This is a genomic window from Streptomyces sp. 796.1, assembly GCF_047525675.1.
GTDB lineage: Bacteria > Actinomycetota > Actinomycetes > Streptomycetales > Streptomycetaceae > Streptomyces.
Genome location: NZ_JBLIWA010000106.1, coordinates 156,682 through 178,592, shown reverse-complemented (window position 1 = coordinate 178,592; position 21,911 = coordinate 156,682). Strand labels below are relative to the sequence as shown.

Genomic DNA, 21,911 nt, shown 5'->3' with positions numbered 1-21,911 from the left:
CCACCGCGTCGGCGCGGGCGCTCACGCCCGGCCGATCCGGGCTGCCCCGGACGCGGCCGGCGCAAGCTGTACGAGCCGGGTGCGCCATCTGCGGCGCACAGGTGCACCTGGTCCGGCCGGGCATGTGGCCCGGCCGGCGATGCCCGGTTGGCCGCCAGCGGCGCGGCCGATCGGGGGGCGCCGGACCGGGGGTGGCCTCAGCAGCCCTCGCTGCGGGGCCTGGCCGGCAGGGCGGCGGCGGTCAACTGGGCGGTGATGACCAGCGTGCCCTCCTCCACCTGGTAGTCGAGCGGCAGCCCGAGGCCGCGCATGGCGGCGACCATGCCGGTGTTGGTGGACTGGGTGACCGCGTAGACGTCGGCCGCTTCGGTCTCGGCGGCGAGTTCCACGAGGTGCCGCAGCAGTCGGGTGCCGATGCCGCGCCGCTGCCAGGCGTCCTCCACCAGCAGCGCCACCTCGGCCTCCTCCCCGTCCCACAGCAGGTGACCGAGCGCCACGAGCTGCCCGGACGCGGTCTGTACGGCGAGGGTGCGGCCGTACCGCGGGCTCAGCAGGTGCTCCAGATAGCGGTCCGCTTCGTGGACCGGGCCGTGGTAGCGCAGCGCCAGCGTCGCCCGGGAGCAGCGGGCGTGCAGCGCGCGGGCGGCCTCCAGGTCGGAGGCGTCGGCGCCGCGCACGACGATGCCGTCGCCCGCGGGCAGCGCGGGGGCGCCCTGGTCGGCCGCTGCGCGCGGGCCGAGCTGTGAGTCCAGCTCGATCAGTGCCCGGGCGCGGGCGAACTCCGTCGGGGTGAACGGCAGATGGGGCCGCTCGACGGTGACCGAACCACCGGCGGGGTCGCGCAGTCGCATGACCGTTTCCTCCAGCACGCCTTCGGCGGGCGCCGCGCCGGCGCCGTCGAGCTGCGCGGGTGCGGGCTCGGCGGGCTGGGAGCGGATCGTGCAGCGCCCTAGCAACTGGCGCAGGGCCACCGGCAGTTCCGCCGCGTCCAGGGCGGTCCTGGTGGCCAGGCCGAGCACCCGGGTCGGCGCGTCTACCAGGTCGTGCGCGTCGGCCCGCTCCACCCAGGTGTCCCGGCCGCCACCGGTGGCCGCCGCGGCGCTGAGCACCTCGGCCGGCAGCTCCGCCGGGGCGCGCAGCAGCATCTCGTCCACCGTGCCGTCGGCCAGCGGGTGGGTCTGGAGGGAGAGGATGTCCACCTGCCGCACGGCCAGCGCGGCGCACAGGGCGGCCAGGCTGCCCGGCCGGTCCTGCACGGTCGTACGCATCCGCCACAGCGCCGTGCCGCCGCCGCCCACCGCTGCTGCGGCGGGCGGGGCGGGCACGGCCGCCGTGGCGCCGGTATCGGAATCCGGCTCCGTGGGCGGGGCGTGGCTATGCCGTCCCGGGCCCCACGGCAGGCCGTGCGGCGCGGTGATCCGCTCCGCCAGGCGCTGCCGCCAGGTACGACGGGATTGGGCACGCTTGGTCAAGGTCACGTCACGCATAGCTCCACTCTCCGGGAGCGGTGTTGCGTGATCGCAAACGGTGTGTGACTGATGAGTTAAGGGAGGTTCTGGGCAGCTATCGCCCGATTCTGTTCGATGGTCAACCACTGATGTCCCCGTCCCTCGTTCGCCTTCTCCGCACTTGTCCCAGTCGTGCGCCGCCGTCGCAGCTAGCTCACTGCCCCACGCGGCCCGGCTGGAGGGTCTTGGTGAAGAGGGTCGCGCCGCCCTCTTCGCGCAGCCGGACCGTCAGCTCCGCACTGCCCCCGTCGATCTCCACCTCGCCGTAGTACTGACCACCCTCGGCAGGCGAGACGTTCGCCCGGTCCGGAGCCTTGATGAACATCTGCTCGGGGCCGAACGTGCCGTCCAGCTTCACCGCCGGGAAGCCACCGGCGTGCAGCGGCCCCGACACGAACTCCCAGAACGGCTCGAAGTCCTTGAACGCGGCCTTCGCCGGCGAGTACCGCTGTGCCGACGTGTAGTGAACGTCGGTCGTGAGCCACACTGTTCCCGTAATCCGACGGTGTTTGACGTACCGCAGCAACTCGGCGATCTGGAGCTCCCGGCCGAGCGGCGCGCCGGGGTCGCCCTGCGCCACGGCCTCGAAGTTCGTCGCCCCGTCGGTGACCACGAGTCCCAGCGGCATGTCCGCTGCGATCACCTTCCAGGTGGCGCGGGAGCGGGCGAGCTCGCGCTTGAGCCAGGCGAGCTGCTCGCGGCCCATGATGCCGACCGGGTCCTTGGTCTGCCGGCCCGGCGAGTTGGCGTTGCGGTAGGTGCGCATGTCCAGCACGAAGACGTCGAGCAGCGGACCGTGCCGCACCACGCGGTAGGCCCGGCCCGAGCCGTCGGTGCGCGGCGTGGACATCGGGTAGTACTCGCTCCAGGCCCGCCGGGCCCGGGCCGCGAGGACGTCTACGTTCTTCTCGGTGTACCGGCTGTCGTCCAGGATCTGGCCCGGGTACCAGTTGTTCCGTACCTCGTGGTCGTCCCACTGGATGATGGAGGGCACCTGCGCGTTGAAGTCCCGCAGGTTGTGGTCGAGCAGGTTGTAGCGGAAGTTGCCCCGGTACTCGGCCAGGGTCTCCGCGACCTTCGACTTCTCCTCGGTGGTGATGTTCCGCCAGATCCGCCCGTCGGGCAGCGTGACGGTGGGCTCGATCGGGCCGTCGGCGTAGATGCTGTCGCCGCTGCACAGGAAGAAGTCCGGGTCGAGGTCGCGCATCTCGCTGAAGATCCGGAAGCCGCCGCGGTCCGGGTTGATGCCCCAGCCCTGCCCGGCCAGGTCGCCCGACCACAGGAACCGTACGTCGCGCCGGCGGCTGGCCGGGGCGGTGCGGAAGGTGCCGTACACCGGCTTGCCGGTGCGCCGCGGGTCGTCCGGGTCGGCCAGCGTGATCCGGTAGTGGATCTGCTCACCGGGCGGCAGACCGTGCAGCGCGGTGCGGCCGGTGTAGTCGGTGCCGGGGCCGACCAGCGGGCCGTACCAACGGCGGGCCCGGCGGAAGGAATCGGTCGCCGAGGTCTCCACCAGCATCCGGGCACGGCGGTCCGAACGCACCCACACCAGGCCCGACGTCGACGTGATGTCACCGGCCTGGGTGCCCCAACGGGCCTGCGGTCGCCCACCGAGCGCGAGCGCCGGCGCCGCCGTGGCGGCGGCCGGCAGGGCGAGCGCGGCGGAAGCGACCGCCGATCCGCGCAGCACCGTACGCCGCCCGATCGTGTTCCCGGGGTCCCGGCTCATGCATAACCTCCTGCTATTCCCATGCCGCGCCTACTTCACGCCTGTCGCCGCAGTATCGCCCGAGGAATCTTGGGCAATACGGATGGAACCGCAACGCCAGGTGAACTACTGGCCAGCACCTGGGGGTGGTTCGCCCCCCCCCGCGGCACCGGCCCGCGTGGCTGCTCCATTGCACCCCCGCTCGCCGCTGAGGGCGAGGGTCGTCACACGACGCGTACGGATTTCGTACGGGGTGGATACGCACCGGCGCGACGGCCGGGCCCGGCTTCGGCGCTGCGGACACGGGCCGTGACCGGGCGTGCGGTCCGGTGCGTCGACGCGCTCCCCGGCGTGCGCCGCCGCCCACCCCGGGCACCGCCGCCGGGCCGGCGAGCGCGCCGGGCGGCCACCCCGGCGGGTTGCGGTGCGCGGTGACGGTCAGCGCTGGAGGTCGCGCAGATGGCGCACCGCGGCTGCGATGCGCCCCGGCGACAGGTGCGCGTAGCCGAGCACCAGCCGCACCCCGTCGCCGTCACCGTCATCGGTCCCGCGCTCGTCACCTTCGCCGGCCCCGGCCGTGCACGCGTACGAGGTCAGTGGCGCGAGCGCCACGCCCGCCGCCCGGGCCCTGGCCAGGAACCGACGCTGCGGGCCGTACCGCGCGGGCAGCCGGGCGATCACGTGCAGGCCGGCGGCGATGCCGGTCACCTCGGTGCCGGGGAACTCCGCGGCCAACGCCGCCACCAGCGCGTCCCGGCGCTCCCGGTAGGCCCGTTGGCAGCGGCGCAGATGCCGGTCGTACTCGCCCCGTTCGATCAGGTCGGCGAAGAGCGCCTGGTCCAGTACGGGGTGGCCGAGGTCCATCGCCCGCTTGTGCTCCACGACCCTCCCCACCAGGTGCTGCGGCACCACCAGCCACCCCAGCCGCAGCCCGGGGGCGAGTGACTTGCTGGCCGAGCCGGCGTAGGCGACCCGGGCCGGATCGAGCCCCTGGAGCACGCCAACGGGTGCCCTGTCGTAGCGAAAATCCCCGTCGTAGTCGTCCTCGACGAGCAGTCCGCCGGTGGCCCTGGCCCAGTCGAGCAGGGCCGCGCGGCGCTCGGGCGAGTAGGCGATGCCGGAGGGGAACTGGTGCGAGGGCGTGAGGACCGCCGCCCGTACCCCGGCGGCGGTGAGCGCAGCGGGGTCGAGCCCCGCACCGCCCACCGGGAGCGGCACCGCCTCCACCCCGACCGAGGCGAACAGCCCCTGGTAGGCGGTGCCCGGGTCCTCCAGGGCCAGCCGCGGCCGGCCGCCACCGCCCGGCGGCACCTCGCTCCAGCCGGCGCCGGTGGGCGCGACCCGCGGCAGGTGCCCCACCGAGTCCGCGCCCGCCCACCACCGCTCCCCGCGGCGGGCATCGGGCCCGACCGCCGCCCCGCCGCGGGCGTCGGCGGCGTCCCGCCCCCGGGGGAGCCCCGTAGGCGCGGCGCCCTCGGGCGTGAGGAGCGGCCGGTCGCCGTGGGCCGCGAGCACCGCACCGAGCAGCGCGAGGGCCTGGGCGACGCCGGAGCAGATGACGATCCGTTCGGGATCGGCGACCACGCCCCGCCGCCGGGTGAGCAGCCCGGCCAACGCCTCGCGCAGTTCGGGCAGTCCGCACGGGTCGGGGTAGCCGAGCGTGTGGTGCGGCAGCCTGGCCAGCACCCTGCGGTGCGCGGCTGCCCACGCCGTACGAGGGAAGAGCGCGAGGTCGGGCGTGCCAGGCAGGAAGCCTGCCGGCGGCCCGGCCGGGCCCGCGCCCGGCTTGCGCGCGCTGGGCTTGGCACAGCGCACCGCGCCGCTGACCCAGGTGCCGGAGCCGCGGCTGCTGCGCAGGTACCCCTCGGCCGTCAACTGCTCGTACGCGTCGGTGATCAGACCGCGCGAGACGCCGAGGTCGGCGGCGAGTTCACGGCTGGCCGGCAGCCGGGTGCCGCCCGCTATCCGCCCGGAGGTGATGGCGTCGCGCAGCGCCTGCTGGAGGGCCCGGCCCCGCCGGCGCGCCGGCAGCGCGGCACTGGGCAGCAGCAACTCCCAGGCCGGCGTCGCCGCAGCGCCCGAAGGACCGCCGGGACCGGGCGGGCCCGACGGCGGGGGAGCGGCCGGCGGAGCAGGGGGAGAAGCGGAAGCCGTGGGGGAATCGGAAAGGGAAGCCGGAGCAGAGGCAGAAGTGGTCCGCGAAGCACTCATCGAATTGGACCTTAAGGCGTACCGCAGCGCTGCCTAGCGTCACCCCCATGGAACACAGCAACTCCGCACCGCCCTGGCAGGGCGCCGTACTCGCCGCCGTCGCCTGCACGCTCGTCGGCGCATCCTTCACCGCCAACAGCGTCCTGAACGACTTCCCGCACGCCGGCGGCCAGGCCGTCAGGTACGCGCTCGGCTGTCTCCTGCTGCTGCCGCTCGTCGGGCGGGGCGGCCTGGCGCCGCTGCGGAAGCTGACCAGGCGCGGCTGGGTGCGGCTGGCCGTGCTGGCGGGGATCGGCATGGTCGGCTTCAACCTGGCGGTACTGGCCGCCGAACGCACCTCGGAGCCGGCCGTGCCCGGGGTGTTCGTCGGCTGCGCGCCCGTGGTCGTCGCGGTCCTGGTGCCGCTGGCCGACGGTCGCCGCCCGGCCCGGCCCGTACTGTTCGGCGCACTCCTGGTCGCGGCCGGCGCTTGCGCCGTACAGGGTTGGGGCCGGGCCGACGCGCAGGGCATCGCCTGGTCGCTGGCGGCGCTCGTCGGCGAGGTGGCGTTCGCAGTGCTGGCGGTGCCGGTGCTGCGCACGGTGGGGCCGGTGCTGCTGTCGGCCACCGCGTGCGGGCTCGGGGCGGTGGAGGCGCTGGGCCTCGCGCTGGTCGTGGACGGCGGCGACTGGCTGCGCGTACCGGACGGCCAGGAGACAGCGGCCCTGCTGTGGCAGGCGCTGGTGGTCACCGTGATCGGCTTCGTCTGCTGGTACCAGGGGCTGCACCGGATCGGCCCCGAGCGGGCCACGCTCTTCTCCGGTCTGATCCCGGTCAGCGCGGCCCTGACCGCCCCGGCCGTCGGCACCGGTGGCTTCGGCCTCCCGCAGGGCGTCGGGAGCCTTCTGGTCGGCGCCGGCGTCGCGGTCGGCTCCGGGGTGCTCGCGGCCCGGCACCGCACCGGGCGCGGCCCGGTCGTCGCGTCCGGCCCGGCGCACCGGACCACGGCGCCCACCGGCACGCCTGAACCCGCCGCCACGGGGCCCGCGCCGGCGCAGCCGGCCACCACACCGGCCCGCGCCCCGGGCCCGCCGAGCGAATCGAAGGACGACACGGGCCGCACCCCGCCCCCGTGACACCTTCCTCGGGCGCGACGCCGGCCGCGCCGTCCGGCCCGCCCCGCCGGCGGAAGCGGTACGGCCCGGCGGCGTTCAGGAGGCCGCGTCCGGCCGGGGCGGTGTGGCCGTGGGTCGGGTGGCGTCCAGGATGACCCGGGCGACCAGGGCCGGATCGTCGTTCATCGGTACGTGGCCGCAGCGCGGCAGCCGGATCAGCCGGGCCGCCGGGATGGTGCGCTTGGCCCGCGGGCCCTGCCGGGGCAGCAGCAGTCGGTCCGCACTGCCCCAGGCGATGGTCACCGGCACCCCCGGCACGTCGTGCGTGTAGCGCGCCCGCAGTCCGGCGGCGAGCGTCGGCGCGAAACCCGGGCCCTGCCGCATCGCCCGGGCCTCGGCGACCACCCGGTGCGCGGCCCGCCTGCCCGGTCGCGCGTAGACCGCGCCGACCAGAACGGCCCGCCCCACGGCCGTCCCGGCCAGCCGGCCCACCAGCGGGTCCGGCAGCGTGCGGGTCGCCCGGTGCATCACCCGGAGCATGCCGAACCCGTACCGCCGCTCGACCTCGGTCCAGAACCCCGCGGGCGACACCGCGGTGACGGTGCGCGCCCGCCCGGTGCGACCCAGTTCGAGCGCGAGCAGGCCACCGAGCGAGTTGCCCACCACGTGCGGCCGGTCCAGCCCCAGCTCGTCGAAGAACCGGTGGAGTACGGCCAGCAGCTCCGGCAAGTCGTAGCCGACCCCGGGCGGCAGCGCGGCCGACGCGCCGAACCCCGGCAGATCGACGGCGATCACCTCGCGCTCGGCGGCGAGGATGCCCAGCACCGGCTCCCACGCCTGCCAGTGGTGACCGATGCCGTGCAGCAGCACGACGGGTTCCCCCGCGCCCCGCCGCTCGTACGCGAGCGAGATCGGCGCGCAGCCCCCCTCGACGTCATGGGCGAAGGACAGGATCTCGACCATCGGGCGCTCCCTCATCATCCGTTGACAGCCGGGCCACGGGGCTCGGTCGGGGGAGAGCATGGCAGGACCGGTTACCCAGCGGTAGACCGGGGATCGCGGCAGCGTGTCGGCGGGTGCCGCGCCGGCGAAGTGCCCCGCCGTGCCCACGGCGGGGCGCCGTGGACACGCCGCACGTGGCGGGGGAGGCCCCGCCCCGCGCCGTGCCGTTCGATCACAGACCGCCGGCCACCCGCAGCACCGCGCCCGTGGTGTACGAGGCGTCCGGGGACAGCAGCCAGACGATGGCCGCCGCGATCTCGTCCGGCTCGCCGGGGCGGCCCATCGGTATCCGGTCCGCGACCCGCCACGGCCGCTGCGGGTCGCCCATCGACGCATGGATGTCGGTGACCGTCATGCCCGGCTGCACCGAGTTGACCCGGATGCCATCGGCGGCCAGCTCCTTGGAGAGCCCCACGGCCATCGCGTCCACGGCGGCCTTGCTCGCCGCATAGTGCACGTAGTCGCCCGGGCTGCCGGTGGTCGCGCTGGCCGACGACACGTTGACGATCGCGCCGCCCGCCCCGCCGTACTGCGTGGACATGGCCCGCGCGGCGCGCCGCGCGCACAGCAGCGCCCCCGTCACGTTGACGTCCACCACGCGCCGCACGGCCTCCGGGGACGTCTCCGTGAAGCGGCCCAACAGGCCCGTGATGCCGGCATTGTTGACCAGCCCGGTGAGCTGGCCGAGCTCGCGCTGCGCGGTGTCGAAGAGCGCCTCGACCTGGTCGGCGTCGCTCGTGTCGGCCCGTACGGTCACGCACCGCACCCCCGCCGCGCGCACGGCGACCGCCGTGGCCTCGGCCGCTTCGGCGTTGCGCTCGTACCCGATGGCGATGTGGTGCCCGGCCCTGGCCAGCCGTACGGCGACGGCCGCGCCGATCCCCCTGCTGCCCCCCGTGACCACGGTGACCTGGTCCATTGCACGCTCCTTGCGTCGTTCGCAGTGCTGCTCGCCGCGCCGCCGCCGCCCGGCCGGCGCCACCGCCGCGCGCCGGGCGCGGCCCCCACCGTCCGCTGCCGGACGGCCGCGGACGGGGCGGACACGACCGGTGTCGAACGGTCCGCGGGCACCCCCGTCCGTGCGTGGCCAGACGCTACCCGAGAGGTCTGCGGCGACCGGCAGCGGGATTGGTCTTGACCAAGGTCGCCCACCGTCCTATCGTCACACCCATACTGAAACAACCTTTAATAAAGAAGCGCGCATAACTTCGGCTCTCGGAGCGGAACGAGCGGAGTGGACAGGGCGTCGGCCACGCACTGTCGCGCGTTTGACCCAGTGGGGACGCGCGGTCGGTGCGAGGCCGGCCGGACACGGCGATCGTGGAGGACAGGGTGGGGACCACGCAGCTTGAGAGGGTGCCGGAGCCGAAGTACTGGCACCTGAAGACAGTGCTCAGCAAGGCGCTCGACTCGGAGTTCGCCGTCGGCGAGATCCTGCCCAACGAGCGCGAGCTCGCCGCGCGGTTCGGCGTCGCGCGGGCCACGCTCCGACAGGCCCTGGAGCAGTTGGAGCTCGAAGGCAGGCTCCAGCGCCGGCGCGGCGTCGGCACCACCGTCGCCCCGCCCCGGATGGGCGTGGCCGTCGGCGACAGCCGGCACGCCTGGCCGGGAGCGGTCGCCGACCCGTGGCAGACGCTGGGCAGCACGGTGGGCAGCGTGCCGGCCCCCGTCGCCCGCCTGCTCGACGTCCCCGCCGACGCCGAGGTGCACACGGTCCGGCGGGCGCTGACCACCGACGGTCAGCCGGTCGCCGCCGAGCTGCTGTACGTGCCGGCAGGCTCGGTCCCCGGCCTGAACCTCAACGAGGCCCCGCTCGCCCCGGCGGGCGGCGGAACGGCCTGGCCGGCCGGTAGCGCGGCCCGCGCCCGGGCCATCCTGCGCGAACTGCACCAGCGCGAACTGGAGGGCCAGGAGCGGACGGTGGAGCTCGGTTCGGCCAGGGCCGACGACGCCAAGGCCCTGGACCGCCTGCCCGGCGCGCCGGTCCTCGTGGTCACCACCCGCTATCTGGCGGCGGGCCGCACCGCGGCCGTCGGCGTGGCCACCTACCGCGCCGACACCTGCCGCCTCACGTTCGGCGACAGCGGCCCCGACCTGCTGGCCGGCTGAGAGACCTGCGCGGGCCCACACCGGGCCCGCCGGCCGCCTCGTGACGGCCCGTCAAGCATCTCGGTACGACTTCGTACCTCTTCGTACGGTGGCCGGGTGCCCCCTCCTCGTGAGGGCGGCGCCCGGCCACCGGTCGTTACGGGCCTCCGGCGGGGCCGGGGCCGGTGCCGTACCGCAGCTTCCGTACTCGCCGGGCCAGGGGTGGGCCGTTGCGCCCCGCGCGGTGGCCTGCGCCCGGGGCCCTGCCCGGGACGGGCTCGCTCCGACGCCGGTTCGCCGCTCCGTGCACCGCCGGGCCCATAACATCAGGCGATAACGCCGCGCCACGTGCCGGCGCTCCGCGGGAGTGAACCCGTACGCAGAGCCGCACGCGGAGCCGGACCCGTACGTGGCGCGGGAGACGCGGCGGGGGCAGAGCTCGCAGATACGGCGGAACGGAGCCGGCAAGGGGCAGGACCGTCAGTGGGTGGGGAAGCGAGGGAAGCCGGCTGACGAGGCGGGCCGGAGCCGGCAGACGGACCACGAAGCCGCACACCCCCCACCGCCGCCCCCACAGAGCAAGCCAGCCCCGCGGTCGCGCGCCCCGCCTCACCGACGGGCCGTCACCGTGCTCTCCACCGCGAACAGTTCTTCCTCCACGTGGTCGAGCGCCAGGCGCAGTGCGCCGGTGGCGATGGCGGCCTCGCCGAGGATGGACTGGTCGACCAGGGGCGGGCGCAGGCAGTAGCGGGCGAGTTCGGTGCGCAGCGGGTCGAGCAGGCCGTCGAGCCCGGCCGCCCAGCCGCCGACCACGACCAACTCCGGGTCCAGCGCGAGGACCAGCGCGGTGACGTCGTGCACCAGCCGGCGGGTGAACCGCGCCTCGGCCGCCCTGGCCCCCGGGTCGCCCGCCCTGGCCAGGGCGAAGACCCGGGCCACCTGCTCCTCGTCCAGCGGGTGCAGCGGCTCGCCCGTGGTCGAGAGGACCTCCTCGGGCGACGCCTCGCCGCCCAGCAGGTGCAGCGCGCCGATCTCCCCGGCCGCGCCGCCGAAGCCGCGGTGCAGCCGCCCGCCGATCAGCGCCCCGGCCCCGGGGCTCAGCCCGGCCAGCACGAAGACGACGTCGTTGGAGTCGGTCGCCGCGCCCTGCCAGTGCTCGGCGACGGCCGCCGTGTTCGCGTCGTTCTCCACCAGGACCGGGCAGCGGAAGGACCGGCGCAGCCGCTCGCCGAGCGGCAGCCCGGTCCAGCCGGGCAGCGCCGTGCTCAGCCGTACGGTGCCGTCGGCGTCCACGATGCCGGGGCTGCCCACGCCCACCGCCCGCAGCGAACTGCGGGCCACCCCGGCGCGCTTCAACATGTCGGCCACGCCCTCGCGCAGCCGCCCCAGCCGCTCGTCGGCCGTGGCCTCGACCGTGACCTCCCGGGACATCGAGCCGAGCAGCCGACCGCCCAGGTCGGACAGGAGCGCCGAGACGCGGTGCGGGCCGATCTCGATGCCGCACAGGTGCCCCGCCTCGGTGCGGAACCGGAACCTGCGCGCCGGACGCCCCTGCCGGCGGGCCTCACCCTCCTCGGCGGGCGTCTCCACCACCAGACCGCTCTCCGTCAGCCCCTCGATCACACCCTCGACCGTGGGCCGCGACAGCCCGGTGTCCCGCACCAGGTCCGTGAGGGTCGCGGAGTCGATCGCCCGCAGCGCCTGCAACACCACGGCGGAGTTGATCCGCCGCAGCAACGACGGGTCCCCGCCGGTGAGCCGCCCCAATCCGGCCTCCCTACCTGTGAGTGTCTGCCGGATCGTATCCGCTACCGCGGGTCCCGGCGACTCCTCTTCGAGCCTCACAATGAGCCATCTCCGTGCACGTCACCCGCCCCGCAGACGCCGGCGGCGGCCACCGGTCGGCGATCGCCGCCACCGGGCGCGGCGGGGGTGCGCGCGCCGTGCCAAGCTCAGGTTCCCTCCTGCGGCGCGACGAACCCCGACTCGTACGCGGCGATCACCGCCTGGGTGCGGTCACGCGCGCCGAGCTTGGCGAGCACCGCGCTGACGTGTGTCTTGACCGTCCTGGTGCTGTCCGGCCCGGGTGCAGGGGCATCGGCGCCGACTGCGCGTTGCGCGCCGCGGCCTCTATCTGGGGCTGCTGACGGTGCTGGCCGCCGGCGTCGCCACCGCCGTACGCAGCCAGGTCGCGGCCCTCGGCCTGCTGGTGCCGCTGCTCACCCTCGTCCAGCCGGTGGTGGGCACGACGTCGGCCGCGTACCGGCTGACCCGCCTGCTGCCGGACGCCGCGGGCCAGGCGGTTCTGCACACCAGGGCGACCGACGGCCTCGGCCCGTGGAGCGGTCTTGCGGTGCTCGCCGCGTGGACGCTGGCGGCGGTGCTGACGGGGTGGTGGGTGCTGGAGCGGCGCGATGCGTAGCGGGCCGATCCGCGGCGGGCCCGGCCACGGAGCAGCTCTCGCGGGCGGGCCTGCGCCCTATTCCGCGCCCGGCTGCCCCGTGGCCGCGCTGCGCAGTCGCCCGTACTCCTCGGCCATGGCCTGCCGGCTCCAGTGCGCATTGAGCCCGCTCGGGTTGGGCAGCACCCACACCCGGGTCTCGCCCAGCGTGCCGGGCTGGGGGCCGATGCGGGCGGTCCGGTCGGCGAAGGCGACCCGGTAGGCGGTGACGCCGACGACCGCAAGCCACGCCGGACGCAGCCGGGCGACCTTCGCGCGCAGCACCTCGCCGCCCGCCCGGTACTCCTCGGCGCTGAGCTCGTCGGCCCGCGCGGTGGCCCTGGCCACCACGTTGGTGATGCCGAGGCCGTACGTCAGCAACTCCTCCTGCTCCGCGGGGCGCAGTTGGCGCGGGGTGAACCCGCTGTCGTGCAGGACCGGCCAGAAGCGGTTGCCGGGGCGGGCGAAGTGGTGGCCGGTGGCCGCCGACAGCAGGCCGGGGTTGATGCCGCAGAACAGCACCCGCAGCCCGGCCGCGACCACGTCGGGAACGACGCGGTCGCGGGCGGCGGCCAGCTCTTCGGGGGTCAGAGGATCGACCCCGGCGCGTAACCCGCGGCCTGCGGGTACCGCTTGGCGATCTCCTCGATGCGGGCCACGACCGCGGCCACCTGGTCGGACGCGGCGCCGGTGAAGGACAGCTTGTCCGCCATCAGCGCGTCCAGTTCCGCCCGGTCCAGCGGCAGTCGCTCGTCCGCCGCGAGCTTGTCCAGGAGCTCGTTGCGCTCGGCGCCCTGCTCGCGCATGGCCAGCGCGGCGGCCACCGCGTTCTCCTTGATCGCCTCGTGCGCCTCCTCACGGCCCACCCCGGCCCGTACCGCGGCCATCAGCACCTTGGTGGTGGCCAGGAACGGCAGGTAGCGGTCGAGCTCGCGGGCGACGACGGCCGGGAAGGCGCCGAACTCGTCCAGCACCGTCAGGAACGTCTCCAGCAGTCCGTCGAGCGCGAAGAACGCGTCCGGCAGCGCGACGCGGCGCACCACCGAGCAGGACACGTCGCCCTCGTTCCACTGGTCGCCGGCGAGCTCGCCGGCCATCGACGCGTAGCCGCGCAGGATCACGGTCAGGCCGTTCACCCGCTCGCAGGAGCGGGTGTTCATCTTGTGCGGCATCGCGGAGGAGCCGACCTGCCCCGGCTTGAACCCCTCGGTGACCAGCTCGTGCCCGGCCATCAGGCGGATCGTCTTGGCGATCGACGACGGGGCGGCTGCCACCTGCACCAGGGCGCTGACCACCTCGTAGTCCAGCGAGCGCGGGTAGACCTGGCCGACGGAGGTGAAGGCGTGGGCGAAGCCGAGGTGGCCGGCGATGCGCTGCTCAAGCTCGGCCAGCTTGCCGGCGTCGCCTCCGAGCAGGTCCAGCATGTCCTGGGCGGTGCCGACCGGGCCCTTGATACCGCGCAGCGGATAGCGACCCAGCAACTCCTCAAGCCGGCCGAAGGCCACCAGCAGCTCATCGGCGCCGGTGGCGAACCGCTTGCCGAGCGTGGTGGCCTGGGCGGCCACGTTGTGCGAGCGCCCGGCCACGACCAGCTCGGCGTGGTCGGCTGCCAGCTTGCCGAGCCGGGCGAGCACCGCCACCACCCGGTCGCGCACCAGCTCAAGGGAGAGCCTGAGCTGAAGCTGTTCGACGTTCTCGGTCAGGTCGCGGGACGTCATGCCCTTGTGGACCTGCTCGTGCCCGGCGAGCGCGTTGAACTCCTCGATCCGCGCCTTGACGTCGTGCCGGGTGACCTTCTCGCGCTCGGCGATCGACTCCAGGTCGACCGTCTCCAGGACCCGCTCGTAGTCGGCGATCGCCCCGTCCGGCACCTCGATGCCGAGGTCCTTCTGGGCGCGCAGCACGGCGAGCCACAGCCGCCTCTCCAGCGTCACCTTGTACTCGGGGGACCACAGGACGGCGAGCTCCGCCGAGGCGTAGCGGCTGGCCAGGACGTTCGGGATGCGCGGCTTAACAGTCACGGGGGCAGTCTACTGGCGGTATCCGCAGGCCAGCGCCGGGCCCGCGGCGGGCGGCAACCGCCCGTGGGCCCGCCGCCGCGGGGGCTGCCGCTCAGCCCTCGGCCGCCGGGGGCCGGGCCGGCGAGCCGCCCGCGGCACCGCCCACCGCATCGCCGGCGGCGTGATCGGTCGCGATGTCGGCGGGTACGAGGGGCAGCAGCTCGGCCCGCTTGGGCGCGCGGCCGTCACCGGACGAGCGGCCGGTCAGCCGTCTGCCGATCCAGGGGGCCAGGTGTACGCGGGCGAACCGCAGGTCGGCGCTGCGCCGCGAGCGCCAGCCGGGCAGCACCGGCGGCGGTAGCGGCTCCCGCCAGTCGAAGGTGGCCGGCAGCCCGATCGTCTGCCACACGGCCTCCGCCACCCGCCGGTGCCCCTCGGTGTTCAGGTGCAGCCGGTCATCGGCCCACATCCGGGCGTCGCCCAGCACCGGCGCCCCGAACAGGTCCACCACCAGCGCGCCGTGCCGCGCCGCGACCGCGTCGATGTGGGCGTAGAGGCGCTCGATGCGCGGCCTGCCCCGCTCCAGCAGCGGGCCGTGCCGCCCGGGGCTGTGCATCAGGACGAGCTGGCGACAGCGCGGGGCCAGTCGCTCGACGGCCTCCTCGAACCTGGCGCACACCCGCGCCATGTCGCACTTGGGGCGCAGCACGTCATTCAACCCGCCGACCAGGGTGATCAGGTCCGGGTCCATCGCCGCCGCCGGGCCGCTCTGGTCGTCGACGATCTGGCCGATGAGCTTGCCGCGCACGGCGAGGTTGGCGTAGCGGAATCCGGGGTCCCGGGCGGCGAGCCGCGCAGCGAGGAGGTCGGCCCAGCCCCGGTAGGTGCCGTCGGGCAGTTCGTCGGACATGCCCTCGGTGAAGGAGTCGCCGACCGCGACGAAACTGGAGTACGTGGCGTTCATCTGCATGGCGAGCGCGATCATATCGGCAGGCCGGACCGCATCTCGGGCCCGGCACCGCACCGTCCCACCCGCCCGCCTTTGTCCTGTTGCTCCGGCCCCGGACCGCAGCCGGGCCAAGGCACCGTACCGATGGGGAGACCGCCACATGAGCGAGCGCGTGAGCGCCGACCAGATCAGGGCCGACCAACTCGACGCCCTGCACGAGCGCGAGGCGCACGCCGCCGCGGAGGGCGGTGCGGAGAAGCCGCCCGCGCCGGCCGGATCGGTGCTGTGGGAGACCGCCCGGCACGCGGTCGGCTGGCTCGACGCGGCCAACGCCGACCGCGACCCGGCGGAGGAACGGGCGCTGCGGCTGCTGAAGCTGGCCGAGGAGACGGGCGAGGTGATGAGCGCGTACACCGGGCTGACCGGCCAGAACCCGCGCAAGGGCGTCACTCACGGCCGGGCCGACGTGGCCGCCGAACTGTGCGACGTGATCCTCACGGCCGCTGTTGCGCTGTACGGGTTCAGCGACGACCCGGCCGCCACGTTGGACGCGCACCTACGCGGCGTCACCGAGCGGATGCTGGCCCAACCGGACCGGGCGTAGCGCGCGGAGTGGCCCGGCGCCGCCGCAGCGCTGTGGTGCGGTCGTACGGCGCGGGGCGCGGTCCCGAGAGGAGCCGTGCGGGACCGCGTCCCGGAGGGCTGCGGGCGCCGGGGCGGGTGCTGCCAGCACGCCGGTGACGAGCGCTGGGGCGGGGCCTTGCGGGGGCACGGCCGCGTGGCCGTGCCCCCGGGGCGCCCGTCAGGCGGTGGGCGCCGGGCCCACCAGTTCCCGCAGCACGTCCTCCATGGTGACGAGGCCGGCGAGCCGGCTCTGCTCGTCGATGACGGCGGCCAGGTGCGTGCTGGTGCCGCGCATCGCGGTCAGCACGTCGTCCAGCGGGGTCGCGGCCCGGACCCGGGCGATGGGCCGCAACTGCTCGGGGCGGAAGGCCACGTCGCGCGGCCTGGCGTCCAGCGCGTCCTTCACGTGCAGGTAGCCGAGGATGCGCCCGCTGCCGTCGATGACCGGGAAGCGCGAGAACCCGGACTCGGCCGAGAGCCGCTCCAGCCGCTCGGGGGTGACCCCGAGCCTGGCCGTGACCACCCGGTCCACCGAGAGCACCACGTCCCGCACCGGCCGCTGACCGAGTTCGAGCGCGTCCCGCAGCCGCTCGGTGGCCCGGTCGTCCAACAGCCCCGCCTCACTGGAGTCGGCGACCATCCGCGCCAGGTCGGCGTCCGAGAACGAGGCGGCCACCTCGTCCTTCGGCTCCACCCGCAACAGCTTGAGCAGCGTGTTCGCGAACGCGTTGACGGTGAAGATCACCGGTCGCAGCGCCCGGGACATGGCCACCAGCGGCGGCCCGAGCAGCAGCGCGGAGCGCACCGGCTCGGCCAGCGCGATGTTCTTCGGCACCATCTCGCCGAAGAGCATGTGCAGGTAGGTGGCCACCGCAAGCGCGATCACGAAGGCGATCGGGTGGGTCAGCCCGTCCGGCACCCCCACCGCGTGGAAGACCGGCTCCAGCAGATGGGCGATGGCCGGCTCGGCGACGATGCCGAGCACCAGGGTGCACAGCGTGATGCCGAGCTGCGCCGCCGCCATCAGCGCTGACACGTGCTCCAGGCCCCACAGGACGCTGCGGGCCCGCCGGTCGCCCTGCTCGGCGTGCGGCTCGATCTGGCTGCGGCGCACCGAGATCAGCGCGAACTCGGCGCCCACGAAGTACGCGTTGACCACCAGCGTGAGCAGGCCGATCAACAACTGGACCACGATCATCGGCGGTGCTCCTCTCGCTGTGGTGCCGCGTCCCCGGCGGGACCGGACCGGTCATCGGCTGACCGCCGGTCGCTGTCGGGGGCGGTGCTGGGGCCGGTGCCGGGCTCGGATTCGGTGCCGGTGCCGACACCGGGGGCGGAGCCGTTTGCGGCACCGCCCCCGGTGCGGTCGCCGGCGGCCGGCCCCCCGGCGGATTGTGGCGCGGGGTCGCCCGCCGCGCCCGGGGCCTGATCGGCAGCGGCGGCCTCGTCCCGGTGGTGGCCACCGGGACGGCGCCGGCCACGGCCGTGGGCGCGCCCGCCGCGGTGCTGCCCGTGGTGCTCGGCCGCCTCCTCGTCCTCGTCGGGGTCGGCGAGCGGGGCCCGCAGCCGCAGGCCCGCGGCCCGGCGCCCGGCGGCGTCCGTCACCGTGAGCTGCCAGCCCGCCACCTCAAGCTCGTCTCCCAGCGCCGGGATGCGGCCGAGCTCGGTGGCGACCAGACCGGCCAGCGTCTCGTACGGGCCGTCCGGCGCGCGCAGGCCGATCGACCTGAGCTGGTCGATCCGGGCGGCGCCGTCCGCGTCGTACAGTGCCCGGCCCGTCTCGTCGGTGCCGCGCGGGGCCAGGTCGGGGGTCTCCAGCGGGTCGTGCTCGTCGCGCACCTCGCCGACGACCTCTTCGACGATGTCCTCCAGGGTGACCACGCCGGCCGTACCGCCGTACTCGTCGATGACGACGGCCATGGTGCGCTTGCCCGACAGCCGGTCCAGCAGCCGGTCCACGGTCAGCGACTCCGGCACCAGCAGCGGCTCGCGCAGCAGCTTGGACACCGGGTGGCGGGGGCGCTGCTCGGCCGGGATGGCGAGCACGTCCTTGATGTGGGCGACGCCGACGACCGTGTCCAGGCTGCCGCGGTAGACCGGGAAGCGGGAGAGCCCGGTGGCCCGGGTGGCGTTGGCGACGTCCTCGGCGGTGGCCTGCGCGTCGAGCGCCATCACCTGCACCCGCGGCGTCATGACGTTCTCCGCGGAGAGCTCGGCCAGGTTCAGGGTGCGGACGAAGAGCTCGGCGGTGTCCCGGTCGAGCGCGCCCGCACGGGCGGAGTGCCGGGCCAGCGCCACGAGCTCCTGCGGGCCGCGGGCGGAGGCCAATTCCTCGGCCGGTTCCAGGCCGAGGCGGCGCACCGCACGGTTGGCCGTGTTGTTGAGGTGGGAGATCAGCGGCCGGAAGGCGGCGCTGAAGGCGCGCTGCGGGGTGGCGACGCGCTTGGCCACCGGCAGCGGCTTGGAGATGGCCCAGTTCTTGGGAACGAGCTCGCCGACCACCATCAGCACCAGCGTCGACAGCACGGTCCCGGCCACCAGAGCGATCGACCCGACGGCCGACGAGGGCACTCCGACGGCCTCCAGCGGCCCACCGAGCAGGGCGGCGATCGACGGCTTGGCGAGCATGCCGACGATCAGGTTGGTGACGGTGATGCCGAGCTGGGCCCCGGAGAGCTGGAAGGTGAGGCTGCGCACCGCCTTGAGCGCACTCTCCGCGCCCCGCTCGCCCCGGTCGACGGCCCGTTCCAACTCGGCCCGCTCGACGGTGGTGAGCGAGAACTCCGCGGCGACGAAGGCCCCACAGGCCAGCGACAGCAACAGCGCCACGGCCAGGAGCAGCACTTCCATCATGGGGTCACCTCCGTCCCATGGTCGGACAGGAGCGGAGGAATCGCGCGATAGCGGCTACTGGGAGGCTCGCCCATGGGCGGACGCTCACACCTTTCGCTGGAAGTTCTACACGGACAGGATCGAACACCCATCGTAAAGGATCAGCAAAGCGGGGTGCGGGGCCCGCCTCTGGCTGCTGCGCGGCACCCCGGCACCCTCGGGAGGGGAGCGGCCGGCCGAGTGGGGCCGGGGCCGGGAGGAGGGGCCGGTCGGCCGAGCAGGGCCGGGCGGCGGCGGCACCCCGAACGTCCAGGTCGCGCGCCGCCGTCCGGCATCGGCTCAGTGCTCGCGCAGCTCCGCTCAGTGCTCGCGCAGCTCCGCGATCACCGTGCCGAACTCCTCCAGGTACGGGTGGAGGACGGTGAAGTAGGTGAAGCCGAACCGCTCGCGGTGGGCGCGAATCTGGTCGGCGATCTCGGTCACCGTGCCGGCCAGCAGGGCGGGGTGTTCGAGTACCTGGTCGGCCGAGAGGCCGTTGGTGTACTGGCTGAACTCCTCCGCGACCGCCCGCCGGTCCTCGGTGATGACCACGCGCTGGACGAGGTAGTTCAGCTCGGCGGGCGTCGTGCGGTCGGCGGCGAAGGACAGGTAGGCGGCCACCCGCTCCGCCAGCGCGTCCGCGGTGATCATGGTCAGGGTGCCGGTGGGGGAGTCGGGCGCCTGGTGGGCGCCAGTGAACGCGGCGACGTCGGCGTGGCGCGCGGCCAGCCGCAGCATCCGGTCCCCGTTGCCGCCGAGCAGCACCGGCGGCCTGGGGGACTGGGCGGCCCGGGGCTGGTGCTCGGCGTCGGCGAGCAGCCGCTCCAACTCGGTCACCGTACGTTCCAGGTGGTCGACGCGCTCCCGCGGGGTGCCCCAGGGCAGTCCGGCGCTGTCGTGCTCGTCCTTGACGTAGCCGGCGCCGAGGCCGAGTTCGAGACGGCCGCCGGTGAGCTGGTCACAGGTGGCCACCTCGCGCGCCAGCAACGCGGGGTTCCAGAAGCCGGCGTTCAGTACGAAGGTGCCCACGCGCGGGCGCTCGGTGGCCTCGGCCGCCGCTATCAGGGCGGGGAACGGGGCGGGCATGCCGAGGTGGTCCGGGACCAGCAGTACGTCGTAGCCCAACTCCTCGGCGCGCCGGCACTGAGCGCGCCACGCCTCACCAGTCTCGATCGCAAGCATGTTGACGCCGAACCGGAAGGGACGGGACATGGCCAAGCCTCCTTGATCGCAGATGAGGGAAAGCTACCCCGCCCGCCCCTCCGCGGACCGGCCCGCCCCCCCCGTGCGGCCGACCTGCCTGGGCTCGTACAACCTGCTCCCGCCGCCCCGTACCGCCGGCCTGCCCCCTCCGTACCGCTGTCAGGCGCCGCCCGCCCCACCGCAGCCCGACCGGTCGGTGCGGGAGGGAGCGCCCGGTCCGGCCGGGGGAGGAGGGCCCGCCACCGGTTGTCCCCGCTAGCGCCCGCGCGCTAGCGTGAAGCGTGGCCAAGACACAGTTGAACGTGCGTGTGGACGAGGCGACCGCCGAGGCGGCCAGGGCGCGCGCCCTGCAACGGGGCATGAGCGTCAACCGCTACATCGAGGACCTGGTCCGCAAGGACACCGGCGAGGTGGGACACACCTTCGTCGAGGCCGCCGCCGACTTCATGAAGCAGTACCGAAGCACCTTCGCCGAAGAGCTCGACCGCGAGCACCCGAGCCGTTGAACGTCACCGTCGACCTCGCCTGGTTGCTGATGGTCGCCGAGGAGCACACGCCGGGGGACCCGGCCGTCACCGACTGGGGCGCGCTGGTGGCCGCCGTCGGCCGGCACCAGGCGGAGATCTTCGGCGTCCCCGTCTACCGCGACGCCGAGGAACGGGCGGCGGCCCTGCTGCACCTGCTGCTCCAGGTGCCCGCGCTCGAACGGTCCAACGCGCTGTTCGCCAGCGCCGTCGGGTACGCCTACCTCGTCGCCAGCGGCGTCACCCTCACCGTCTCGCCCGAGCAGGTCCGCGACCTGGCCCGGCTGATCAAGGGCGGCACGGCGAGCGTCCACGACGTCGCCGCCGAACTCCGCACCTGGAGCCGCTGACCACCGCAGCGCGCCGCACGCGCCTGCCCGGCCGGCGCGACTGCCCCGCCCGCTGCCTGCTCTCCGCCGCGGGGGCCCGGTCGTGAGGGGGGCGAGGAGCCGGCGTTACGGGTGGCGCGTGGGGGGACAGGGGTTGGCGCGCCCCGCACGGTCGGGTGAACGTGTTGGGATGCGTGTCGGTGCGGGCGGGCCCCGGGGCCGCGCGCCGTGGCGCCGAGCGCGGCCGTACCGGCGGCGGAGCCCGTTGCCGACACCGCGTCAAGGTCATGGCCGAGCTGTCCTGTTGCGGAGATGCCTGATGAGATGGGGTGTGCCCGTCGGACCACCGGCGCGTCGACGGGCGCCATCGACACGGTACGCAGCACGACGAAGGAACGAGGGTAGCCATGAGCACCACCGAGTCCAGGACCGACGACCCGTGGGTCCGCCGCTTCCATCCCGTAGCCGACAGCCCGCACCGCCTGGTGCTCCTGCCGCACGCAGGGGGCTCGGCTTCCTTCTTCTTCCCGTTCTCCAAGGCGCTCGCGGCCACCACCGAGGTGCTGTCGGTGCAGTACCCGGGGCGCCAGGACCGGCGCGCTGAACCGCCGTTGACCAGCGTGCCCGAACTCGTCGACGCGCTGTACGAGGCGCTGACGCCCTGGCTCGACCGCCCGGTGGTGCTCTTCGGGCACAGCATGGGCGCCGTGCTCGGCTTCGAGTTGGCGCGCCGGCTTGAGCGGGAGGGCAACCCGCAGCTCCGCGGCCTGATCGCGTCCGGCCGCCGGGCGCCGACGACCTTCCGCGACGAGAAGGTGCACCAGCGCGACGACGACGGCCTGATCGCGGAGATCCGCGCGCTCAGCGGCACCGACTCGGGGCTGCTGGCCGACGAGGAACTGCTGCGGATGGTGCTGCCGTCGATCCGGGCCGACTACACGGCCATCGAGACCTACCGCTGCGAGGTGGACGGCGGTGCGCCGGCGCTGCACTGCCCGATCAGCGTGCTGACCGGCGACGCCGACCCGCGGGTCAGCATCGAGGAAGCCAAGGCGTGGGCCCCGCTCACCGACGGCGGCTTCACCTTCCGCAGCTTCCCCGGCGGCCACTTCTTCCTCACCCCGCAGCAGGAGCAGGTGGCGGCGGCCATCGCCGATGACGTGGCAGCCTTCACGCACGCGGCCGTCGGCTGAGCCGCGTACCGCAGGCGTCCCACCCACCCCGCCGACCTGGTCGGAGGGGGAACGCCGGGCGGCGACCGGGGTCTTGCACCCGGGTCGCCGCCCGGCGTCCGTCTGCCCGGCGTTCGTCTGTCCCGAGTGCGCCGGGTCCACCCGTCCTCGCGGCCTTGCGCGCCCGG

General features: G+C 74.8%; 18 protein-coding genes and 2 pseudogenes. 7 read left to right on the top strand and 13 right to left on the bottom strand.

Annotated features, from left to right (window positions below; genetic code table 11):
* Positions 1–197: 197 nt before the first annotated feature.
* From ACMA1D_RS32535 to ACMA1D_RS32525, 3 genes are all read right to left on the bottom strand, one after another.
* The gene (locus tag ACMA1D_RS32535) at positions 198–1,487 is read right to left on the bottom strand and encodes an N-acetyltransferase family protein (protein WP_414727567.1); all 1,290 of its coding nucleotides are present in this window, start codon (positions 1,485–1,487) and stop codon (positions 198–200) included.
* Between the two features lie 175 nt (positions 1,488–1,662).
* Positions 1,663–3,237, bottom strand: a complete 1,575-nt coding sequence (locus ACMA1D_RS32530; RefSeq protein WP_414727566.1) for an alkaline phosphatase D family protein — start codon at positions 3,235–3,237, stop codon at positions 1,663–1,665.
* Between the two features lie 417 nt (positions 3,238–3,654).
* On the bottom strand, positions 3,655–5,268 hold the full coding sequence (locus ACMA1D_RS32525) for a PLP-dependent aminotransferase family protein (protein WP_414727565.1): 1,614 nt from the start codon (positions 5,266–5,268) through the stop codon (positions 3,655–3,657).
* A 206-nt stretch (positions 5,269–5,474) separates the two neighbouring features.
* Between ACMA1D_RS32525 and ACMA1D_RS32520 the strand changes: the two genes are divergently transcribed.
* Positions 5,475–6,542, top strand: coding sequence for an EamA family transporter (locus tag ACMA1D_RS32520; RefSeq protein WP_414727564.1), 1,068 nt, complete (start codon positions 5,475–5,477; stop codon positions 6,540–6,542).
* Positions 6,543–6,617: 75 nt separating this feature from the next.
* Here the strand turns inward: ACMA1D_RS32520 and ACMA1D_RS32515 are convergent, their stop codons facing one another.
* Together ACMA1D_RS32515 and ACMA1D_RS32510 are read right to left on the bottom strand one after the other, a co-directional pair.
* The gene (locus tag ACMA1D_RS32515; protein WP_414727563.1) at positions 6,618–7,484 is read right to left on the bottom strand and encodes an alpha/beta fold hydrolase; all 867 of its coding nucleotides are present in this window, start codon (positions 7,482–7,484) and stop codon (positions 6,618–6,620) included.
* A 211-nt stretch (positions 7,485–7,695) separates the two neighbouring features.
* Complete coding sequence (locus tag ACMA1D_RS32510; RefSeq protein WP_414727562.1) at positions 7,696–8,442, bottom strand: SDR family oxidoreductase; 747 nt, start codon at positions 8,440–8,442, stop codon at positions 7,696–7,698.
* 413 nt (positions 8,443–8,855) lie between these two features.
* Here ACMA1D_RS32510 and ACMA1D_RS32505 point away from each other — a divergent pair, with 413 nt between their 5' ends.
* Entirely contained in the window at positions 8,856–9,632 is a 777-nt protein-coding gene (locus tag ACMA1D_RS32505; RefSeq protein WP_414727561.1) for a GntR family transcriptional regulator, read from the top strand.
* Positions 9,633–10,220: 588 nt separating this feature from the next.
* Here the strand turns inward: ACMA1D_RS32505 and ACMA1D_RS32500 are convergent.
* Together ACMA1D_RS32500 and ACMA1D_RS32495 are read right to left on the bottom strand one after the other, a co-directional pair.
* Positions 10,221–11,378: an ROK family protein gene (locus tag ACMA1D_RS32500; RefSeq protein WP_414727560.1), complete on the bottom strand. Its 1,158-nt coding sequence runs from the start codon at positions 11,376–11,378 to the stop codon at positions 10,221–10,223.
* Positions 11,379–11,563: 185 nt separating this feature from the next.
* Positions 11,564–11,683, bottom strand: a pseudogene (locus ACMA1D_RS32495) (LuxR C-terminal-related transcriptional regulator); the annotation flags it as partial.
* Positions 11,684–11,697: 14 nt separating this feature from the next.
* On the opposite strand from ACMA1D_RS32495, the gene ACMA1D_RS32490 reads away from it, so the two are divergent.
* Entirely contained in the window at positions 11,698–12,033 is a 336-nt protein-coding gene (locus ACMA1D_RS32490; RefSeq protein WP_414727559.1) for a hypothetical protein, read from the top strand.
* Between the two features lie 57 nt (positions 12,034–12,090).
* Here the strand turns inward: ACMA1D_RS32490 and mug are convergent, their stop codons facing one another.
* The 3 genes from mug to ACMA1D_RS32475 form a co-directional block, all read right to left on the bottom strand.
* Positions 12,091–12,642 (bottom strand): G/U mismatch-specific DNA glycosylase, encoded by a 552-nt coding sequence (gene mug / locus ACMA1D_RS32485; protein WP_414727592.1) that lies wholly within the window; start codon positions 12,640–12,642, stop codon positions 12,091–12,093.
* Positions 12,639–14,072: an adenylosuccinate lyase gene (gene purB, locus ACMA1D_RS32480; RefSeq protein ID WP_414727558.1), complete on the bottom strand. Its 1,434-nt coding sequence runs from the start codon at positions 14,070–14,072 to the stop codon at positions 12,639–12,641. Before purB ends, mug begins: the two co-directional genes overlap by 4 nt.
* A gap of 91 nt (positions 14,073–14,163) precedes the next feature.
* On the bottom strand, positions 14,164–15,021 hold the full coding sequence (locus tag ACMA1D_RS32475; protein WP_414727591.1) for an SGNH/GDSL hydrolase family protein: 858 nt from the start codon (positions 15,019–15,021) through the stop codon (positions 14,164–14,166).
* Between the two features lie 139 nt (positions 15,022–15,160).
* On the opposite strand from ACMA1D_RS32475, the gene ACMA1D_RS32470 reads away from it, so the two are divergent.
* Positions 15,161–15,604: a MazG-like family protein gene (locus ACMA1D_RS32470; protein WP_414727557.1), complete on the top strand. Its 444-nt coding sequence runs from the start codon at positions 15,161–15,163 to the stop codon at positions 15,602–15,604.
* A gap of 198 nt (positions 15,605–15,802) precedes the next feature.
* On the opposite strand, the gene ACMA1D_RS32465 is transcribed toward ACMA1D_RS32470, so the two are convergent.
* The 3 genes and pseudogenes from ACMA1D_RS32465 to ACMA1D_RS32455 all read right to left on the bottom strand — a co-directional run bounded on the left by ACMA1D_RS32465 (position 15,803) and on the right by ACMA1D_RS32455 (position 19,707).
* Positions 15,803–16,822: a hemolysin family protein gene (locus ACMA1D_RS32465; RefSeq protein ID WP_414727556.1), complete on the bottom strand. Its 1,020-nt coding sequence runs from the start codon at positions 16,820–16,822 to the stop codon at positions 15,803–15,805.
* Positions 16,823–17,148: 326 nt separating this feature from the next.
* Positions 17,149–18,477 (bottom strand): annotated as a pseudogene (locus ACMA1D_RS32460) (hemolysin family protein); the annotation flags it as partial.
* Between the two features lie 339 nt (positions 18,478–18,816).
* The gene (locus ACMA1D_RS32455) at positions 18,817–19,707 is read right to left on the bottom strand and encodes an LLM class F420-dependent oxidoreductase (RefSeq protein WP_414727555.1); all 891 of its coding nucleotides are present in this window, start codon (positions 19,705–19,707) and stop codon (positions 18,817–18,819) included.
* 272 nt (positions 19,708–19,979) lie between these two features.
* Between ACMA1D_RS32455 and ACMA1D_RS32450 the strand changes: the two genes are divergently transcribed.
* The 3 genes from ACMA1D_RS32450 (at position 19,980) to ACMA1D_RS32440 (ending at position 21,744) form a co-directional block, all read left to right on the top strand.
* The gene (locus ACMA1D_RS32450) at positions 19,980–20,204 is read left to right on the top strand and encodes an antitoxin (RefSeq protein WP_414727554.1); all 225 of its coding nucleotides are present in this window, start codon (positions 19,980–19,982) and stop codon (positions 20,202–20,204) included.
* Positions 20,205–20,233: 29 nt separating this feature from the next.
* On the top strand, positions 20,234–20,572 hold the full coding sequence (locus ACMA1D_RS32445; protein ID WP_414727590.1) for a fic family toxin-antitoxin system, toxin component: 339 nt from the start codon (positions 20,234–20,236) through the stop codon (positions 20,570–20,572).
* A gap of 386 nt (positions 20,573–20,958) precedes the next feature.
* The gene (locus ACMA1D_RS32440) at positions 20,959–21,744 is read left to right on the top strand and encodes a thioesterase II family protein (protein WP_414727553.1); all 786 of its coding nucleotides are present in this window, start codon (positions 20,959–20,961) and stop codon (positions 21,742–21,744) included.
* The last annotated feature ends 167 nt before the right edge of the window (positions 21,745–21,911 follow it).

Bases quoted from the DNA above. Each gene is read 5' to 3' on its own strand.
- ACMA1D_RS32535 (WP_414727567.1), bottom strand. From the start codon at position 1,487: ATGCGTGACGTGACCTTGACCAAGCGTGCCCAATCCCGTCGTACCTGG.
- ACMA1D_RS32530 (WP_414727566.1), bottom strand. From the start codon at position 3,237: ATGAGCCGGGACCCCGGGAACACGATCGGGCGGCGTACGGTGCTGCGC.
- ACMA1D_RS32520 (WP_414727564.1), top strand. From the start codon at position 5,475: ATGGAACACAGCAACTCCGCACCGCCCTGGCAGGGCGCCGTACTCGCC.
- ACMA1D_RS32515 (WP_414727563.1), bottom strand. From the start codon at position 7,484: ATGGTCGAGATCCTGTCCTTCGCCCATGACGTCGAGGGGGGCTGCGCG.
- ACMA1D_RS32510 (WP_414727562.1), bottom strand. From the start codon at position 8,442: ATGGACCAGGTCACCGTGGTCACGGGGGGCAGCAGGGGGATCGGCGCG.
- ACMA1D_RS32475 (WP_414727591.1), bottom strand. From the start codon at position 15,021: ATGCAGATGAACGCCACGTACTCCAGTTTCGTCGCGGTCGGCGACTCC.
- ACMA1D_RS32470 (WP_414727557.1), top strand. From the start codon at position 15,161: ATGAGCGAGCGCGTGAGCGCCGACCAGATCAGGGCCGACCAACTCGAC.
- ACMA1D_RS32465 (WP_414727556.1), bottom strand. From the start codon at position 16,822: ATGATCGTGGTCCAGTTGTTGATCGGCCTGCTCACGCTGGTGGTCAAC.
- ACMA1D_RS32455 (WP_414727555.1), bottom strand. From the start codon at position 19,707: ATGTCCCGTCCCTTCCGGTTCGGCGTCAACATGCTTGCGATCGAGACT.
- ACMA1D_RS32445 (WP_414727590.1), top strand. From the start codon at position 20,234: ATGGTCGCCGAGGAGCACACGCCGGGGGACCCGGCCGTCACCGACTGG.
- ACMA1D_RS32440 (WP_414727553.1), top strand. From the start codon at position 20,959: ATGAGCACCACCGAGTCCAGGACCGACGACCCGTGGGTCCGCCGCTTC.